The organism is Flavobacterium sp. (assembly GCF_013823965.1).
Classification (GTDB): domain Bacteria; phylum Bacteroidota; class Bacteroidia; order Flavobacteriales; family Flavobacteriaceae; genus Flavobacterium.
This window is the reverse complement of the sequence record NZ_PNNA01000087.1, coordinates 60181-75342: the sequence shown is the minus strand read 5'-3', so window position 1 is coordinate 75342 and position 15162 is coordinate 60181. Positions and strand designations below refer to the sequence as shown.

14 protein-coding genes and 1 tRNA gene are annotated in these 15162 nt (G+C 37.0%); 2 read left to right on the top strand and 13 right to left on the bottom strand.

The window, feature by feature from the left end:
* Positions 1–25: 25 nt before the first annotated feature.
* On the top strand, positions 26–886 hold the full coding sequence (locus C0430_RS10230; protein ID WP_290869264.1) for a M48 family metalloprotease: 861 nt from the start codon (positions 26–28) through the stop codon (positions 884–886).
* A 119-nt stretch (positions 887–1005) separates the two neighbouring features.
* On the opposite strand, the gene C0430_RS10225 is transcribed toward C0430_RS10230, so the two are convergent.
* From C0430_RS10225 to C0430_RS10165, 13 genes are all read right to left on the bottom strand, one after another.
* Positions 1006–1818, bottom strand: a complete 813-nt coding sequence (locus C0430_RS10225; RefSeq protein ID WP_290869261.1) for an energy transducer TonB — start codon at positions 1816–1818, stop codon at positions 1006–1008.
* 279 nt (positions 1819–2097) lie between these two features.
* Positions 2098–2171 (bottom strand) — tRNA-Pro (locus C0430_RS10220).
* Between the two features lie 185 nt (positions 2172–2356).
* Complete coding sequence (locus C0430_RS10215; RefSeq protein WP_290869257.1) at positions 2357–3172, bottom strand: hypothetical protein; 816 nt, start codon at positions 3170–3172, stop codon at positions 2357–2359.
* On the bottom strand, positions 3162–4202 hold the full coding sequence (locus C0430_RS10210; RefSeq protein ID WP_290869255.1) for a DGQHR domain-containing protein: 1041 nt from the start codon (positions 4200–4202) through the stop codon (positions 3162–3164). The genes C0430_RS10215 and C0430_RS10210 overlap by 11 nt, the downstream gene beginning before the upstream one ends.
* A gap of 228 nt (positions 4203–4430) precedes the next feature.
* Positions 4431–4982, bottom strand: a complete 552-nt coding sequence (locus C0430_RS10205) for a sigma-70 family RNA polymerase sigma factor (protein ID WP_290869252.1) — start codon at positions 4980–4982, stop codon at positions 4431–4433.
* Positions 4973–6079, bottom strand: coding sequence for a glycosyltransferase (locus C0430_RS10200; RefSeq protein WP_290869249.1), 1107 nt, complete (start codon positions 6077–6079; stop codon positions 4973–4975). The genes C0430_RS10205 and C0430_RS10200 overlap by 10 nt, the downstream gene beginning before the upstream one ends.
* A 281-nt stretch (positions 6080–6360) precedes the next feature.
* Complete coding sequence (gene murB, locus C0430_RS10195; protein ID WP_290869246.1) at positions 6361–7374, bottom strand: UDP-N-acetylmuramate dehydrogenase; 1014 nt, start codon at positions 7372–7374, stop codon at positions 6361–6363.
* Positions 7375–7667: 293 nt separating this feature from the next.
* The gene (gene asnB, locus C0430_RS10190) at positions 7668–9515 is read right to left on the bottom strand and encodes an asparagine synthase (glutamine-hydrolyzing) (RefSeq protein WP_290869242.1); all 1848 of its coding nucleotides are present in this window, start codon (positions 9513–9515) and stop codon (positions 7668–7670) included.
* Complete coding sequence (locus C0430_RS10185; RefSeq protein ID WP_290869237.1) at positions 9502–10584, bottom strand: glycosyltransferase; 1083 nt, start codon at positions 10582–10584, stop codon at positions 9502–9504. The genes asnB and C0430_RS10185 overlap by 14 nt, the downstream gene beginning before the upstream one ends.
* Positions 10585–10592: 8 nt before the next feature.
* Positions 10593–11267, bottom strand: coding sequence for a DUF2461 domain-containing protein (locus C0430_RS10180; protein ID WP_290869234.1), 675 nt, complete (start codon positions 11265–11267; stop codon positions 10593–10595).
* 10 nt (positions 11268–11277) lie between these two features.
* Entirely contained in the window at positions 11278–11976 is a 699-nt protein-coding gene (locus C0430_RS10175) for a thioredoxin domain-containing protein (RefSeq protein ID WP_290869231.1), read from the bottom strand.
* 88 nt (positions 11977–12064) lie between these two features.
* Positions 12065–13105 carry a DUF3089 domain-containing protein gene (locus C0430_RS10170; RefSeq protein WP_290869228.1) on the bottom strand — a complete coding sequence of 347 codons (1041 nt, stop codon included), beginning with the start codon at positions 13103–13105 and terminating at the stop codon, positions 12065–12067.
* A 45-nt stretch (positions 13106–13150) separates the two neighbouring features.
* Positions 13151–14230, bottom strand: coding sequence for a DNA replication/repair protein RecF (locus C0430_RS10165; RefSeq protein WP_290869225.1), 1080 nt, complete (start codon positions 14228–14230; stop codon positions 13151–13153).
* Between the two features lie 144 nt (positions 14231–14374).
* Here C0430_RS10165 and C0430_RS10160 point away from each other — a divergent pair, with 144 nt between their 5' ends.
* Positions 14375–15148, top strand: coding sequence for a tetratricopeptide repeat protein (locus tag C0430_RS10160; RefSeq protein WP_290869222.1), 774 nt, complete (start codon positions 14375–14377; stop codon positions 15146–15148).
* Positions 15149–15162: the final 14 nt, after the last annotated feature.

Below are 15162 nucleotides of genomic sequence, written 5' to 3'. Positions count from 1 at the left end.
TGTTTATAAATCAAAATTTAATACAATGAAAAGAGAATCTGTATTTTTAGCGGTAATGCTTGGTTTTTTGGGTTTTTCAACTGCCAATGCGCAAATTAATTTTGGAGACAAAGCCTTGGGAGCTGTCCAAAAAGGGATAGCGGGACTTACTTTTAGCGATGCAGAAGCTGCCCAATTATCCAAAGAAGCCGTGGCCAAAATGGATGCGGAACACGTGATTGCCGGTCCAACCAATCCTTACGCCATTCGATTGAACAAGATTTTTGGAAAATACACCAATGCTTACGGACTGACATTGAATTACAAGGTTTATGTTCTCAAAGAAGTAAATGCCTTTGCCACCGCTGACGGAAGCGTGCGCGTTTACAGCGGATTGATGGATGTGATGGACGACAATGAATTGTTGGTGGTCATTGGTCACGAAATAGGCCACGTGGTCAATCACGATTCCCGTGATGCCATCAAGGCCGCATACCAAAAAGAAGCCCTGATTGATGCGGCTGCCTCACAATCGAATAAAATTGCGGCCATTACCGACAGCCAATTGGGAAAAATAGCAAGCGCGATGATTGACAGTAAACACAGCCGTAAACAAGAATCGGAAGCCGATACGTTTGCTTACGATTTTATGAAGACCAATGGGTATGACGTGAATGCCGTTGAGTCTGCTTTTACAATTTTGGCCAAAATGGGTGAAGGAGCCCAAAGTGATTTCTTGACCAAAATGATAAGTTCACATCCGGACTCCAAAGAAAGAGCCGAGAATGCCAAAAAGAGAGCCGAAAAAGAAGGTGTGTACAAAGCCTACGTGCATAAAATGCCGGTAGTCGCCAAGCCTAAAACGACCACTAAAAAAACCACGAAGAAAACCACCACCAAAAAATAAAGTTTGGATTTCCATCATGTTTCAAACAACAAAAGCAGAACTGAAAAGTTCTGCTTTTTATTTTGGCAGGGTTTCGACTGCGTTTCACCTGACAGATTATACGTTATTTTACATGATGTTTATTTCATTTCCAATACGATTGGCAAGCTGTAAGCTGTTCTTACGGGTTTCGAATCAATTATTCCCGGAGACCATTTGGTTCGCAAGGATTTCAAAACTCGAATGGCTTCCCTTCCCAAACCATAACCGGGATCCCTGCTTACTTTGATGTCGGTCATGCTGCCGTCTTTTTCGATGACGAATGACACATAAACTCGAAGGGTGGCAATGTCTTCAATTTCCGGTTTTTCAAAATTGTTGCCCACATAGTTGTAGAATTTTTCGATTCCGCCCGGGAACTGTGGAAGTTTGTCCAATACTGCTGCATTGACCACCGTGGTTCCGTAGTCAACCGCTTTGGTGGTTTCGGTTCCATTTCCTGATGAAGAAGGATTTAATTCAATTGTTCCTGTCCCGTCCGAAAGCACATCGGAGGCATATTTGTTTTCCACATTTGTGGCAATGTCTTGCACAGCGTCTTGTGATTGAACAATTACTGGATTGATGAGCTGGTCTTTCAGGATGGTGGCTTCGGTGGCTTGACTTTGCGCTTCGGGAAGCATTGGTTCTTCTATTTTTTGAAAATCAACCTTGGTGACTTCGATGGGATCTGACCATTCTGGACTAGTAATGGTGGGAGCAACCACACGATTGAAATGACTGGCAATTGTCGTGATTCCGCCAATGGAGGCCACAAACAACAATCCCATAAACAGGGCCGTCAAGGAACTTTTGACACTTTCACGGCGCAATTGATATGCACCATATTGTTGGTTTTTGTTTTCGAAAATTAGGTTGATCCAACGGGTTTCATAAATACTTACTCTAGACATGATTTGTGGTTTTAAGGGTTAGGTAGTTATCAGGTCATAAGCATTGTGTTTTAACATACAACGTAAACAATATGCATTATAATATATAAAATGATGATTATTTTATAATTATTTTAACAAGAATAGTAAAGGGCTTTGTTTTTGGGACTTTGCGGAAAAAACGTTAGATTTTTTTTTGTGCTTTAGCCAAAAAAAGATTTGTTTTCTGGTATAATTGCTGGAAGAATTTTGAAAAAAAACAAAAGCCTGACTCTAAACAAGTCAGGCTTTTTGATGTTGTCGGGATGACTGGATTCGAACCAGCGACCCCTAGCACCCCATGCTAGTACGCTACCTGGCTGCGCTACATCCCGCACAATCAAAGCGATTGCAAATATATCTTTTTACCGTTTATTAGCCAAAAGATTTTGTCGATTTAAACCGGGAAATTTTCGTAAAATTTGTGGAAACTGAATAGCCGTTTTTTGCTTGCTGGAATTACTTGATATTGGGTGCAATTAGTTGTCAATAACGAGAAATTATGTGTAATTAAAAGTTTTTAGATAAAGTTTTTTACATTGTTTTTGGTTAATCCTAATTCTTCTAACTTATCTTTTAAGTATTGATATTCTTTAATATTTTCAGATACATTCAAACCATGTTTGGCTATTATCTTTTCTTTTATTTGCATAATTTTCTTGAATGGTATAGATAATGCTGAATGATCTAAATCAAAGCAAATAGTATAATCAGATTGGTTATAAAAATCGAATAAGTCATAAAGTGTTTTTGTTTTGAAATAATAATTTATGTGTTGAAATAATTCGTCAACCTTAGGGTCAACAAAATTCTTCATTTGATAATTAGATCTTTCTCTGTGTTTCATTAACCAACTATAAGCATCAATTCCTTCTAATTGCACATCTAATATTTCATCTATTAATTTATGTTCATTTTTCAACTTTTGTAGTAAAGCGATAGCCATTTGGTGATCACCTCTAGCATTCATTATTATTGATTGAAATTGTTCTCCTATTTTATTTTCTACCATGTATAATCCACCACATCGCACTATACAGTGATTACTTAATAAAATGTCAGCTCGAATTGCATAAAAGCAAGAATAATACAATTGTACAATACTCCAATTATAATTGTTCCTATTTATATTACTAAGAGCTTGAACAAATGAATAGATGGATTTGTAGAAATATGATTTTGTATCACTTTCGATACAATTTTCTAGGCGAGTTTTTTTTATATTATCAACAGTAAAAATCTGTAAGCCTGGTTTATAATTTTTCCAGTTGTTTAAATCTAGACACCCCAAATCATATTCGATAAACTCTTGAACATCATGTCTTTTAAAACTCATATTCGTCGTCAGATTGAGGTATGTCTTTTAAGAAATTTTCATTCAAATAAGTTTTTACATTTTTTCTTGCCGTTTTACCATCTAGATTCTTCATTGAATTTGATAAAAATAAATTATCAGAATCCAATTTCATTAGTTCTTTCATCTTTTCTGATGAAAAACTTTTTTCATCAATACATTTAGGAATTAAAACTTCGCAAAGAAAATCAAATGAACCATTAAAACCAGCAGCTTTAAAAAATGGATTTTCTGATTTTATGTCCCAGAATTTTTTGTAAGTATCTTTTAATGCAGTATAGAAATTCTTAATAATTTTTTTCTGAGTTTCAATTTCATTTAAATTATAGGTGTTAAAAACCCCATCTTTATTAAGGTGAGGTTTTATAGCATTAACAAAAATTGCTAAGTCAATTAGTCCAGCATTTTTTTGATTACCCGGATATTTTATCATTTGAAAATAAGGCGAACTTTCGTCTTTATTTAGAAAAGTAATAATATCTGTAGCTCTATTAATTGCATGTTCTTTATCATCGAAGGCTTGCCCAAATAAGTCATATATTAAACTTTTTGGTACAGGTTTTTGTTCGCTGTTAATATTTAAAAAAATATTTGCAGCTTCTGGTGTAGTTAATTGTAATGCCATTGAAACAAGAATATATTTTTCTCCAATTTCTGATCTCAATTGAACAGCTTCCTTTAGCCCAGAAATTCTATGTTGCCCATCAAGAACTTGTGCACGTCTTCCATCCAAAGGGATATTTAAAGTGTCTTTTTTTACTTTAGGTTCCTCTGTGGTATCTGTCCAATTTATAATAAAAGTGTTTACAAAGAGATTTCCACCTAAAATAAAATTTTTAATGTCATCAATTCGTCTTTTGTTCAATATTCTTTGTACAGCACCTTGTTCAGTACTTAAGCCTCTTGCTGCAACATAATAAATGCTTAATAAGTCTTTTATTTTCATTGAAAAAGTATATAAATCTTTATCATTGAATTTACTAACTATATATCTGTATTCTTCACTTCTCATATTTATGTTGTTTTATTATGTTATTTTCTTAAAATTTACTGCCAATTTGTATATGCTCACTATAAACTACTAAAAATCTTCATAATTTGAGCATATAGCTGTTGCTAGATGGTGTATTACGACAAATATATAAATAATTATTTACAAATTATCAAGCAAGATTTTAATATTCTTGATATTTTTTGTACTTAGGTAAGTATAAAATTTACTGCTTATATCCCAAATAAACTATCTATTATCCTGAATAATTTCTGCCAACAATTTCTTGGCGCGAAGCAGTTTGATTTTGACGTTGCTCAGGGGTTCGTCAATTTTGTTGGCAATTTCCTGGTAACTCATTTCCTGAAAATAGCGCAACTGGATGACTTCCTGGTAATGCGGTTTGAGTTGTTTGATGAATTGCAGCAACTGCGAAAGGTTTTGCTCCGTAATCAATTCGTCTTCCGCCGACGGAGTGGTGTCGGCAATATTGTAGGCTTGCTGGTCTTCGTCATCGGTAATTTCGATGAAAAGATTGGCTTTCTTTTTTCGCAATATATCGATGTGGACGTTTTTGGCAATGGCAATCAGCCAAGTGTTAAACTGGAATTCGGGGTTGTAACTGGCTATTTTGTCGAATGCTTTCGAGAAAGTTTCAATGGTAATGTCCTCGGCATTGGTCTCGTTTTCCGTGCGTTTGAGCATGAAACCATAGACCTCGTTCCAATAAAAATCCAACAGAAAAGTGAAGGCTGCTTGGTCGCCTTTTTTTGCTTTTTCTATTTGTCGCTTTATTTCCAATATACGGGTTTTGAGAAAATATTCGTGATGAACACATTTAATTGCGTGAAGATAAGCACAATTTCAATAATTGGGAACCAATACATCACATCTTTTTCTTTTAATTTTCCGGCCGAGAATCCCAAGGTAATCCAGGTGAACAAATAACGGAATCCCACCACGCCCAAAACGACAATCCACTGGAATTGGAAGGCCAACAAAATGGTGGCCAAAATAACGAACAACAGTTGCGAAACATAGAAAACCGCCAATTGGATTTTGTCGAACGGTTTGTACAAATTGGCCGTGGACACATGCCTTCTTTTTTGGGTAAACCAATCCTTGAATTTTGTTTTGGGTTGCGAATAAGTGAAGCTTTCCGGCAAATAGCTTAGTGCGGTGTTCTTGCTTTTGGCCACTTGATTGATGAACAAATCGTCGTCGCCGGAGCGAACCTGGATGTGACTGATAAACCCGTTTACATTGAAAAATTCATCTTTTTTGTAGGCCAAATTGCGACCAATTCCCATATAAGGACGACCAGCTTTTGCCCAAGAAAAATACTGGATCGCAGTCAGCATCGTTTCAAAACGGATGATTTTGTTCAAGAAGGAATTCGCCACTTTCTCATAAGCGCCATAGCCCAAAACAATGGTTTTGTGCATCGTGAATTGGGAACTCATCGTGGTAATCCAATCTTTGGAAGCGGGATAACAATCGGCATCGGTGAAGATTAAATAGTCTTTTTTGGAAGCCTTTATTCCAAGCGTCAAAGCGTATTTTTTATTGCCCCAAAAGGCCTCGTTGTTTTTTACTTTTACCAATCGAATATTGGAATATTGTTTTTCGAATTCTTCAAAAATATCCAAAGTATTGTCGCTGGAAGCATCGTCAATCAAGATGATTTCAAAATCGGAATAATCTTGTTCGACAAGCAACGGAATGTATTTGGCCACGTTTTCGCCTTCGTTTTTGGCACAAACAATAACCGAAACGGAGATTCTTTTTGGATTTGATTTTGGTACTTTGGCGAAAGCAAATTTCCCAAAAATGAATAGATAATACACAAGTTGAATGGCAACTATAACAATAAACGCGTAAAAAGTAATGGTCAACATATAGGCTTGGCTTCTTTTTTAAATGGGTACAAAGGTAATATTCCATTGTCAATTAACCATCGATAAACGGCAATTATTATAATCTAAATTTCAATGTCAAAATTCCAAATTCCAAAATGAAAATCTGTTTCTGAAATAATTATCAAATCTGTTTTTTGCGTTCTAATTTCTAACTTCCCACCGTCATCCTGAGCCTGTCTAAGGACAACTTCCCGCTTCAAACGTCTTTATTTATGCCATTACACTCCCAACTTCCCATCTCTAACTTCTAACATCCCACTTTAAATCACGTTTACTTCCGCTTTTATGTGTATGCCAAAAGTCTGGAAAATTGTTTCTTGAATGTTTTTGGAAACCTCCAAAATTTCCTGTCCGGTTGCGTTCCCGTAATTGACCAATACCAAGGCTTGGTTCTTGTGGATTCCCGCATCGCCAAAACGTTTTCCCTTGAATCCGGCTTGCTCGATGAGCCAACCCGCGGGAACTTTCACTTCGGTTTCCGAAACTTCGTAGTATTTCATTTCAGGAAATTTTTGATGGATTTTTTCGAATTCAGATTTTTTTAAAATGGGATTTTTAAAGAAACTGCCGCTGTTTCCCAATTCTCTCGGGTCGGGCAATTTACTTTGACGAATGGCGATTACGGCATTGCTCACGTCTTTCAAGCCGGGATTCGTGATGTTGTTTTTGGCCAATTCCCCGCTAATGTCGCCATAGGAAATATTGATTTTATGGTTGCGTTTCGTCAGTTTAAAAACCACCGAAGTGATGACGTATTGGTCTTTTGCCTCGTTTTTGAAAACACTTTCTCGATAACCAAAATGACATTCCGCCTTGGTAAACATTTTCATTTCCTGGTTTTCAATGGTCATTGCTTCGCAGGAATCGAAAGTGTCCTTGATTTCAGTTCCATAAGCGCCAATGTTTTGCACTGGAGTCGTGCCCACATTTCCCGGAATCAATGACATATTTTCCAGTCCTCCAAAGTTTTGGTCAATCGTCCAAAGCACAAATTCGTGCCAGTTTTCGCCGGCCTGGCTTTCGACCCAAGCATAATCTTCGTCTTCCTTGATGATTTTTTTGCCTTTCAAATCAACGTGGATGACCAAGGCATCAAGGTCTTTGGTCAAAAGCATGTTGCTTCCGCCGCCCAGAATAAATTTTTTTTCGGATTTATTTTGTTCCAAAATCGTCTTTAATTCTGTCGTATTGTGAACGGCAACGAATTGTCTTGCCTTGGCTTCGATGCCAAAAGTGTTGTGGCTTTTTAAAGAAAAATTAGTTTGTATTTCCATAGCGGGAGTGCGTTTTTAATCTTGACCAAAAGTAAGTATTAAAATTTATTTGAGTATGTTTTTATAGTGCTAAGTAATGACTAGAATTTAATTAAGTTTCAAATTTATTGGCCACAGATTTTACTGATTTCCACAGATTAACACTTTCATATTTTAAAAATCTTTTTAATCCCTCAAATCTGTGGCAAACTTTTTTTAATAATCAGTGTCACACTATTATGTTTTGATAACGTGTTTAACTGTCTGTATAACAATAGAATTTGTGATAATTCGCGTAATTTTTGGTTGAAAAATCAAAATTTATTTACATAGGTTTTAAGCCAAATATGCATCATGAACATTGGCATGATGTAAGGTATGGTTTTGGTGTCGCCTTTTCGTAAATTTTGGACTAGTTTCTTGACGTTGATATTTTCGAAATAGGGCATTTGGAACAAATCACTTTTTGAAAAAGATTCCAGCTCTTCAACGAATCCGGGACTTTTTATCAAGTAATCGCCCCAAGGAACGCTCAATCCCACTTTTTTGAATTTTAGAATTTCTTCAGGCAAACGTGTTGCCATGGCAGATTTCAGGATGAATTTCCATTTTTTGCCCGTGAAAAGCCATTTGTCGTCTAAAGAGCCCAACCCGATAATGAGTCTTTGATCCAAGAAAGGTTCCCTGCATTCTATGGAAGCGCCCATCGTGCAACGGTCATTCCTGTCGAGTAGCGAACATAAATAAGTGTGTTGGTCAAAATATAGCGCTTGTCTTCTCAAATTATTGGGATACAAAAATTTAGCATCTTCCAGAATTTGCTTTCTATATTCGTTTTTAGGTGTATTGGTGATGCCATAAGTTTTGGCAATGTCATTTGGGTATATATTGCATCCATTATAAATCACTAAATCATCCGGATTTTTTATTTGGGAATAGCGAGCCAGTTTTTCGTATCGAGGTTTTGTCGTGAAATAATCCATATGGCCAATTGTTCCAATCGAGTTCAACAAAGACGGGTATTTCAGCGCTTTGTATCTTACATAACCGCCCATTAATTCATCGGCACCTTCGCCGGAAAGCAGCACTTTTACCGATGGTTTTGCCAATGTTGCCAGAGCCAAAATATGGGGTTCACTCAAGTGCATAATGGGTTCGTCCTGAAAATAAGTGGAATTTATTAACTTGTCAAAAAGGTTGTTGTCTTCCAATTGCATCGTGTGAAAATCATAGCCAAATTTATCCGACATCATCTTGGCCAAATGCGATTCGTTGTGTTCCTTTTCCTTGAATCCAATGTTGAACGTTTGGATGTCCTTGAAGTTTTGCTGGTTTAATGAAGCCAAAATCGAGGAAGAATCGAGTCCGCCGCTCAATAAAACGCCAACGGGAACATCGCTCACCATTCGCAATTTTATGGAATCGTCAAAAGTTTCCCGAAACCATTCCACCGGGTTTTGGATTTTGAGTTGGTTTTGAATTTCTGTTTTCAAATCCCACCATTTTTCATGGGTTATTTTTCCACTTTCGTGAATGGTCAAAATGTGTCCTGGCAATACTTTTTTGACGTTTTCATACAACGTGTTTTCGCCGGCCACAAAGCGATTGAAGATGTATTCTTCCAATCCGTCTTGTGCCATTTTTAGTGGAACTCCGGCCGTGAAAAGCGCTTTTTGTTCGGAAGCGAAATAGAATGTTTCCTTGTAAAAGGAATAATACAAAGGTTTGACACCCATTCGGTCGCGAACCGCTGTCAGTTTACGTTCTTTTTTGTCCCAAATGACGAAGGCAAACATTCCGTTGAGACGGTGGAGCATTTTGGTGCCGCACAATTCGAATAATTTCAACAAAACCTCCGTGTCGGAACTGGTTCGTATGTCAAATCCGTTGTTTTTTAGTTCGGGATAAAAGTCTTTGAAATTGTATATTTCGCCGTTGTAAACCATCACGTAACGACTGTTTTCGGATAGAAACGGTTGATGTCCAGCCTCGGAAACATCCAAAATGGAAAGTCTTCGATGTCCCAAGCCAAGGTTGTTTTCGATAAATAATCCTTTGTCGTCAGGCCCTCGATGTTCCAGCGAATCGCGCATTTTGGTCAAGAGGCGTTCGTCTACTTTTTTTTGCGATTGCAAATGCAAGATTCCATTAATTCCACACATGCGAATTGGTTTTTGATGTGTTGATTAATTCGTGATATTTGTCGGCAATAATTTTCATGTTGGTTTTATAATCTGCATTTTCTTCCACAAACTTCCTGTTTTTTAGGATGGCCGTATTTCGATATTCGCTGTTTTCGAATGCCCAAAGCAGTTCATCGGCAAGCATTTCAGCATCGCCAATGGTTATCAATTGCCCGTTTTCTCTATGTTTGATCCAGCTTTGGTTTCCGGGAATATCAGTCACTATTGGATAGCAATTAGAGGCCATCGCTTCAAACAAGGAAGCCGAAACGCCTTCGGTTATGGGCATGCTGATGTAAAAATTGGATTGCTGCAATAGTTCGGGTAATTCCGTGTTTAGAATTCGACCCGTAAAATTAACCTTGTTTTGAATGTTTAGTTTCTGGGCTAATTCCTGCAACATTGGCAGTAATTTTCCGTCACCAACAAGGGTTAATTCGAAATCAATTCCCCTTTGGCTTAAAATCCAAAAGGCTTGCAGGATTACATCGTGTCGGTATTCCGGCATCAAGGATCGGGTGACAAGGGCAGTTATTTTTTCCGCGGAAGCGTTTCTTTTATTTTCAAATTTCTCCAAATCGATTCCTTTTGACAAGACCAAAACTTTTTCCATGTTGACATTGGTTGCCTGCATCGAAACGGTCATCACGGGACCCCAAGCGTGAATCAAGTCGGCTTTTTCAAAAGCATAATGTTGGATGATTTTTTTTAATGGCAACAAAAGCGACTTTTCGGGCCATAAATCGGTTCTTCCTTGTTGAGCAATCGCTATTGGTTTCACGCCGGATATTGCCGCAAGAAAACCATAACTGGTGGTTCTTTCGGCAATAATCATGTCGGGTTGATGCAATTTTATTATTTTTTTGACTTGAAACAGTCCTGTGCAAAATTCTAAAAGTCTTAGAAAACGGCTAAAAAAAGTGTGGTTTTGTGTTTTTAATTCCCAGGTGATAATTTCAAAATCGCCAAATTCTTTCAAGCCATTCATCCAGGTTATGGCGTCAGCTCTGTAGGATTCTCCCAGGAAAAGTATCTTTTTTTTTGCCATTAGTTGCATTAGTCTTCGGCAGTTACAGCTCTATTGATGAAGTCGTTCAAGGGTTTCAATACGATAAGTTTTTTTGTCATTTTGGCAACAAAATCTTCTTGTAAAACGTCTTCAATGTTAAATTTTTGTGAGGTTTCAAAGCTTTTTAATTTCAGGAATTCTATGGCAGGATGGTCTTTTTCGTATCCTCTTGGCGGGTTTTTCAACAGGTTTTTTTCATTTCGGTCAAAATCGCCAAATTCTTTTTGAAAGTTTTTATTGTTGATAATTTCTTCCAAATCCTCATGGAAAAAAGCGATTTCTTTGCGCATTTTTTTCAAATCCTCGGCCTCGGGACAATAGAGTCCACCGGCGATGAAGCTGCCTGTTCTTGAGATGTGAATATAATAACCAGAACGATTCATTCCTTTGGAACCACTTGAAATCCAGATGCCGACATGGTCTTTGTAAGGTGATTTGTCTTTGGAGAATCGAATGTCGCGGTTGATTCTAAAGGTGCAATTTTTGACTTCCAGCATTTCTAATGAAGGGTCGAGTGGTTTCATCGCATCCAGAAAATCAGTCACTAATTGCTGGTAGTCTTTTTTGAATACTTCGTATCGTTTTTTATTGTCCAAAAACCAATCGCGATTGTTGTTGGTTTTTAAATCGTCGAGAAATTGCAAAGAATTTTTTGAAAGCATGTTGGGTTTGTTATTGTAGTTGTTTTTTCAAATCTTCTTCACTTATAAAACCGGAATGTTTCCATTTTATTTCCTTGTTTTCATAGAGTAGAAGGGTAGGGAGTTCCAAAATCTTCATTTCTTTGACCAAGGTTGGATTTTCGTCGGCATTCAATCGAATGATGGTCACTTTATCGGCCAATTCTTTTTGCATTTTTAGTAAATAAGGCGTCATTTTTTTGCAAGGCGCACACCATTCGGCATAAAAATCAATCAGCACTTTTTTATCAGTGTTTAATAATTCGGCATATTCCTGACTGCAAACTCCGATGATTTTGTCGGTTGGTTTAGAAAGTCCTTCGGCATCCCATTGCAATAAACCTCCTTTCATGTTGTAGATTGTTGTAAATCCTAATTCTTCCAGTTTTTTAGCTGCTTGAGTGCTTCTATTGCTGGTCTTGCAATACAAAAAAACAGGTTTGGTTTTGTCTAACTTTTGGGTGTTTGCCACGAAATTATCGCTTAACCAATCGATGTTTACAGCATTGTCAATGTGTCCTGAAGCAAATTCTTGAGGCGTTCTTACATCTATAATTTGGGCATTTGGTGCAGCCGTTATTTTTTCCGAAAAAGTTTTCGTGTCAATGTCTGTTATGTTTTTTGAGGTTTGTCCGTTGCAGGAAAATATTGTAAAGGTTAGCAACAAGAGGAAAACAGAACTAATTTTCATGATAATTTGGATTTAATTTTAAAGAGGCTAAAATAAGTAATTTACAGGAGCAATTTTGAAAGAATTAGTTAAAGAAATTAAAATTTATTTAATTCATTCTTGCTTCTTCGGCATGAATGGATTTCTTTTTATTCGCACGAAACGTTTTGACTCTCAAAAGGGAATTTTCGCGGATATCTTCCCAAAACAAATTCACGTCTCCAGAATGATAATTGCGCATGGCAACAGTTAAATAACGATAGGGGAAATGGGGTGTCGAAATCCAAATCACGCCATTATCCGTATGGGTGTCAAAACTGTTTGCATACATTTTGCCATTGGAATACAAGAATCCTTTGTGGAGTGCTCTTGGTGCCATTGCCGTGGTGTCCCAAGTTACGGGATTAATCACTACTTTTCCTTTGTACCATTTGTAATTTTTTTGGTCAAATTTCTTTTTAAAAGTGTTCCAAGTGACAAATCCACCAGTTTGGTCAGGGGTTTCCATTAAAGGAATGGTTTTGAATTGATTTTTATCCAATCCCACTCCTGGAATATAAGCTGCAACCAACTGGTTTTGCAGTGGTTTGCCGTCAAAAAAGTCCTTTAATAAATAAGAAATATGGGTGCTTCCCTGACTGTGGCCTGCCAGGATAATGCCTCGGCCGTGATTGTAGTGTTTCAAATAATATTCAAAAGCCGCTTTCACGTCTGAATAGGCCATCAATAAGGCAGTTGTACCGCCATTTTCAAGATTGCTGTAGGAACGAATATGAGCTTGTCTGTAATACGGAACATACAAACTTCCGGAACTTCCCCAGGCCGATCCCTGAAAACGAACGGCAATATTGCGGACTTTATTTATTTGCACGCTGTCATTTAGGGGAACATTCCATCTTTTATCTTTGTCCGAAACAATCAAGGTTGGATACACATAAAAAACGTCAATCGAATCTTGGGGATTTTCCACAGCATATTCCTTTAAATTGTCTGGATAATTTTCCGGTAAAACAGCCCAATTCCCGGAAGAAGAATAGTCGACCGCATTCGAGAATGCATGGGGGAGTTCTGTAACATTATTCGTGTTTTGTACTTTGCAACCCAAAAAAAGAAACCCAACAAAGAACAAGGAAAGTATTTGACGTTTCATTTTTAATGCTTTTAAAATCAAATAAATATACGATTTTTAAAAAAATTACAAGTTAAATATTTTATAAGTCTGGTGTGTCGATTTTACAATGTTTTCAGTCCGTTCCGGATGCGTGTCCGAAATAAAAAGCTGGCCAAAAGTATCGCTGTTGACCATTTCCACTATTTTGGCCACGCGACTTTCGTCTAATTTGTCAAAGATGTCGTCAAAAAGCAAAATGGGTTTTAGGCCACATTGGTTTTTGACAAACTCGAATTGCGCCAGTTTCAAGGCAATTAAAAACGACTTTTGTTGGCCTTGCGATCCGAATTTTTTTATGGGATAATGGTCAATTTCAAATGATAAGTCGTCTTTGTGGATTCCAACACTGGTGTAGTGCAAAGTTCTGTCTTTGTTGATGTTTTCTTCTAAAAGTGCCAATAAGTCATTTTCGAACAAATGACTTTCGTACACCAATTGCACCGTTTCTTGCGAGCCGGTTATGGCTTGATGATGCGAGTTGAAAATAGGGATAAATTGTTCGATGAATTCTTTTCGTTTATCGAAAATGTATTTCCCAAAAGTGGCGAGTTGCTCATTATATATTGAGAGCGTATCGTTGTCGAAAACATAATTCAAGGCAAAATATTTCAACAAAGCATTGCGCTGGCTCATTGCTTTTTGGTATTGGATGAGTTGTTTCAGGTATTGGGAATCCAATTGTGAAATCACGCTGTCCATAAATTTTCTTCGGGTTTCACTGCCTTCCACAATCAAATCCCGGTCGGCTGGCGAGATAATGACCAAAGGGATAAACCCAACGTGTTCCGAAAATTTATCATATATTTTTCCGTTGCGTTTCAGTATTTTTTTCTGTCCTTTTTTGAGGCTGCAAACGATTTGCTCGTTTCTTTCGTTGATTTCAAATTCACCATCGATGACGAAAAATTCTTCCCCGTGCTTGATGTTTTGTACGGCCAATGGATTGAAATAACTTTTTCCGTAAGATAAATGATAGATTGCATCCAGTACATTGGTCTTTCCAATTCCGTTTTTGCCCACAAAACAATTTATTTTGCCCACAAATTCGAAATCTGCTTCCGAAAAATTCTTGTAATTGAATAATGAAATCTTTTTTAAATACATTGGTAAGGCTTGCTGGTATTGAGAATTGTATCGATTTTGAATCGATTTTTTTAAGTGGGTGCAAATTATTGAAAAATATCGATAAAAGAGGTTTTAGATTTGAATAAATATTATATTTTTGCCACTCACTAAATTAAAATTTAAATGGCTACTTATAATAAACGAGGATATAAAGCAACAAAAGAAAAAGAAGTAAAAGAAGTTACAGAAGACATAAAAGTTCTTGAAAAAGACAGTACCACAGCGGGTGTTTTTTCCACATTGGACGAAACAGCCACCAAGACAGAAGATTTTGTGGCTAAAAATCAAAAGCTTATTATTGGTGTAGTTGGTGCAATTGCATTAGTTCTAGTTGGGTATTTGGCGTATCAAAAATTTGTTGCCGCACCAAAAGAAGACGAAGCTGCAACCGAAATGTTTCAAGCCCAACAATATTTTCAACAGGCCACTGATGGTGTTGCCAGCGATTCATTGTATAAATTGTCTTTAAAAGGAGCCGAAGGGAAATTTGGTTTTGTTGACATTGCCGATAAATATTCTGGAACCGATGCAGGAAATCTAGCCAATTATTATGCCGGTATTGCTTATTTGAATACTGGAAAATACACGGAAGCCATCGAGTATTTAGGAAAATTCAAATCAGACGACGTAGTTTTAAGTGCTCTGGCAAAAGGAGCTATTGGTGATGCTTATTCCCAAAACAAGCAACCAAAAGAAGCTTTGGAAAATTACGTAAAAGCGGTTGAATCCAATAAAAATGATTTCACTACGCCACGTTTCTTGTTGAAAGCTGGAAAAACAGCTTTGGCATTAGGAAATAAAGAAGAAGCACTAAAATATTTTACGGATATCAAAGACAATTTTGATGCCTCTCCAGAAGCAGCATCAGTTGATGTATTGATTGGGTTGGCACAATAAATAATTGTAGAGTT

What these genes read in the sequence shown, in the direction of transcription:
- C0430_RS10185 (WP_290869237.1), bottom strand. Translation starts at nt 10,584, where the DNA reads ATGGCAAAAAAAAAGATACTTTTCCTGGGAGAATCCTACAGAGCTGAC.
- C0430_RS10165 (WP_290869225.1), bottom strand. Translation starts at nt 14,230, where the DNA reads ATGTATTTAAAAAAGATTTCATTATTCAATTACAAGAATTTTTCGGAA.
- C0430_RS10230 (WP_290869264.1), top strand. Translation starts at nt 26, where the DNA reads ATGAAAAGAGAATCTGTATTTTTAGCGGTAATGCTTGGTTTTTTGGGT.
- C0430_RS10170 (WP_290869228.1), bottom strand. Translation starts at nt 13,105, where the DNA reads ATGAAACGTCAAATACTTTCCTTGTTCTTTGTTGGGTTTCTTTTTTTG.
- asnB (WP_290869242.1), bottom strand. Translation starts at nt 9,515, where the DNA reads ATGTGTGGAATTAATGGAATCTTGCATTTGCAATCGCAAAAAAAAGTA.
- C0430_RS10215 (WP_290869257.1), bottom strand. Translation starts at nt 3,172, where the DNA reads ATGAGTTTTAAAAGACATGATGTTCAAGAGTTTATCGAATATGATTTG.
- C0430_RS10180 (WP_290869234.1), bottom strand. Translation starts at nt 11,267, where the DNA reads ATGCTTTCAAAAAATTCTTTGCAATTTCTCGACGATTTAAAAACCAAC.
- C0430_RS10160 (WP_290869222.1), top strand. Translation starts at nt 14,375, where the DNA reads ATGGCTACTTATAATAAACGAGGATATAAAGCAACAAAAGAAAAAGAA.
- C0430_RS10225 (WP_290869261.1), bottom strand. Translation starts at nt 1,818, where the DNA reads ATGTCTAGAGTAAGTATTTATGAAACCCGTTGGATCAACCTAATTTTC.
- murB (WP_290869246.1), bottom strand. Translation starts at nt 7,374, where the DNA reads ATGGAAATACAAACTAATTTTTCTTTAAAAAGCCACAACACTTTTGGC.
- C0430_RS10210 (WP_290869255.1), bottom strand. Translation starts at nt 4,202, where the DNA reads ATGAGAAGTGAAGAATACAGATATATAGTTAGTAAATTCAATGATAAA.
- C0430_RS10175 (WP_290869231.1), bottom strand. Translation starts at nt 11,976, where the DNA reads ATGAAAATTAGTTCTGTTTTCCTCTTGTTGCTAACCTTTACAATATTT.
- C0430_RS10200 (WP_290869249.1), bottom strand. Translation starts at nt 6,079, where the DNA reads ATGTTGACCATTACTTTTTACGCGTTTATTGTTATAGTTGCCATTCAA.